This window comes from Prevotella sp. TCVGH, from assembly GCF_023522295.1.
Lineage (GTDB): Bacteria > Bacteroidota > Bacteroidia > Bacteroidales > Bacteroidaceae > Prevotella > Prevotella timonensis.
Map to the genome: position 1 here is coordinate 1 of NZ_QFFX01000124.1, position 2,507 is coordinate 2,507.

Genomic DNA, 2,507 nt, shown 5'->3' on the forward strand with positions numbered 1-2,507 from the left:
AAAGGGTTAATAGTGAACGTTGTTCAATTTTGTTCATAAAAAAAACGCACTGTTCTTTTCTTGAACAGTGCGCTTCGTTAGTGGAGGGGTGTATATCCATATATATAATATGGTACTTTCGTTTTCTCATACTCTTGTATTTTCTTTGCTGCAAAGGTACGAGGTGTGAAGAAGTTTTGCAATACCTAAAAGTAAGTATTTATCTTGCCACTTTCTTTCCACCTATTATATATATACCCTTTGGCAAATGCTGGAGGGCTTTCCAGCCTGTGCCCACCTTCACACCACGAAGGTTGTATATGGGCAGATTTTCTTGGTTGATTGATATTCTGGTAAAAGTACCGTGTAAATGTGATATCTGATTCATTGGCTTTCTCTTATAGTGGAAGTTTTTTTTTGCACATCACATCTTCCTCTCATTTTTTTTCCCACTTTTTCCCACTATTTCCTCACAGTGTGAGCGTTTGGTTTTATCAGTTTAATTTTGCCAATATATAACATTATATATTCATTAAAATGTAATATTTATGGAACTAAACAACAATGACAACTATGTGCTGGTCTTGGAAGACCGCACGGAAGTGAAGAATGAGCATGAAGCGGGAAAATTTTCCGTAGTTTCCGGTATTGACGACAAGGGCAACCTTAAAACCACTGAAGCAATTGCTGCCAATCAGGCAGCGTTCCTAAAGTTCAACAACAAGGACGGACTTCTAAAGAACTTCATGTCCAATTTCCTCAAACAGTTTAATAACCCTACTCGTTTCGGACTGTACAAGGTAGTAGCAAGCAACGTTGAGCAGAGCGTGGACAACCTGCGCACCATGCTGCAAAACCGTGAGAAACCTGAAAGCAAACAGCAGCTGACAGAGATTGGAGTATCCTTTGACGATTATTTGCCGAAAAAGAAGAACGTCACAGTCATTGATGAATCGAAGATCGATTGGAAGCAACTCGACAACCTCGGTCTTACCCGTGAACGACTGGAACAAAGCGGAGAGTTAGAAAAGATGCTTTCTTGGCAGAAGAGTAACCTTGTTACTATTGCCGTACCTATTGGTGATACAACTATCTACACCGAAGCACGTCTTGCATTTCGTACGGACGACAACGGCAATATCGGCTTGGCTATCCACCCTTTACGCAAGGAGCCACAGCTCGACTTCCCCTATATGGGCTACAAGTTCTCTCCTGAAGAAAAGGAGCAATTACTCACTACGGGTAATCTGGGCAAGACCATCGAGGTAACACCCAAGAATGCCGAACCATTCTCTGCATACGTATCTATTGACCCGCAAACGAATGAAATCATCGCCCTGCGTGCCGACCGTGTGAACATTCCCAAGGAGATCAAGGGCGTGACACTCTCCGATGCACAGTACAAAGAGCTTGTAGAAGGCAAAGCCGTGAAGGTGGAAGGTATGACTGCCAAGAGCGGCAAGTCTTTCAACGCCACCTTGCAGGTCAATGCCGAGCGAAAGGGCATTGAATTTATCTTTGGCGATAACAAGAGTTTAAGAGAACGACAGGAACACAAACAGACACAGCAGCAAAGTGTCCCACATAAGCTTTGCGGCTTGGAGTTATCAGAAAAACAGCGTGAAGCCTTGGATAGCGGTCGCACACTCTATTTGAAAAACATGGTCGATAAGGAGGGAAACTCCTTTAACGCCTACGTTCGTATAGACAAGGAGCAGAACCGCCCACGTTTTTACAAGTGGAATCCTGACAAGAAGCAGGAAACTGGCAAAGAAAAAGTAGTTGCCGTGGCGGAAGAACACAAGACGCAGGTAGCCGTGAACAACCACGGCAAGACCAACGAAGCTACGAAGAACGTGAAAGAGCCATTGAAGACTGGGCAGACACAGCCCACTGCCGCCCAAAAACAGAAACAGGACGAAAACAAACAGAAGAAGTCCCGTGGACGCAAGATGTAACCCTTAAAGCCAAACCCAACTATGATTACTTGTATTATCGCTGAGAAACCCTCGGTAGCCAGAGATATAGCCCGCATTGTTGGGGCAACAAACAAGCAGGATGGATATATGGAAGGAAGTGGGTATCTCGTTACATGGGCAATGGGACACCTTATTACCCTTGCCATGCCTGAAGCCTACGGTTTTGCAGCCTATAAAGCCGAAGACCTGCCCATCCGTCCCAATCCTTTCCAGTTAATCGTCCGTCAAGTGCGCAGGGACAAGGAATTTGTATCAGATCCTGCTGCATTAAAGCAACTTAAGGTCATCCGTTCCTGCTTTGACAAAGCAGACCGCATCATTGTAGCCACCGATGCAGGGCGTGAAGGTGAGTTGATCTTTCGCTACATTTATCAACATCTTGGTTGCAGAAAGCCTTTCGACCGTCTTTGGATTTCATCACTGACAGACAAAGCTATCCGTGAAGGACTTTCCAATCTTAAGCCGGGAAGCCATTACGACAATCTCTATTATTCCGCCAAGGCAAGAAGCGAAGCCGACTGGCTCATGGGCATCAATGCAAGCCGTGCA

The 2,507-nt window shown here is 44.9% G+C and carries 3 protein-coding genes; 2 read left to right on the top strand and 1 reads right to left on the bottom strand.

Going from position 1 to position 2,507, the window contains the following annotated elements; all coding sequences use genetic code 11:
- Nucleotides 1-199: 199 nt before the first annotated feature.
- Nucleotides 200-367 carry a hypothetical protein gene (locus DEM91_RS12350; RefSeq protein ID WP_249859103.1) on the bottom strand — a complete coding sequence of 56 codons (168 nt, stop codon included), beginning with the start codon at nucleotides 365-367 and terminating at the stop codon, nucleotides 200-202.
- Between the two features lie 160 nt (nucleotides 368-527).
- Between DEM91_RS12350 and DEM91_RS12355 the strand changes: the two genes are divergently transcribed.
- The gene (locus tag DEM91_RS12355; RefSeq protein WP_195254172.1) at nucleotides 528-1,937 is read left to right on the top strand and encodes a DUF4099 domain-containing protein; all 1,410 of its coding nucleotides are present in this window, start codon (nucleotides 528-530) and stop codon (nucleotides 1,935-1,937) included.
- A gap of 21 nt (nucleotides 1,938-1,958) precedes the next feature.
- The coding region (locus DEM91_RS12360) for a toprim domain-containing protein (protein WP_249859104.1) at nucleotides 1,959-2,507 on the top strand (549 nt) is incomplete at its 3' end.

Excerpts from the sequence above, each read along its gene's own strand:
- DEM91_RS12350 (WP_249859103.1), bottom strand. The coding sequence starts at position 367 with ATGAATCAGATATCACATTTACACGGTACTTTTACCAGAATATCAATC.
- DEM91_RS12355 (WP_195254172.1), top strand. The coding sequence starts at position 528 with ATGGAACTAAACAACAATGACAACTATGTGCTGGTCTTGGAAGACCGC.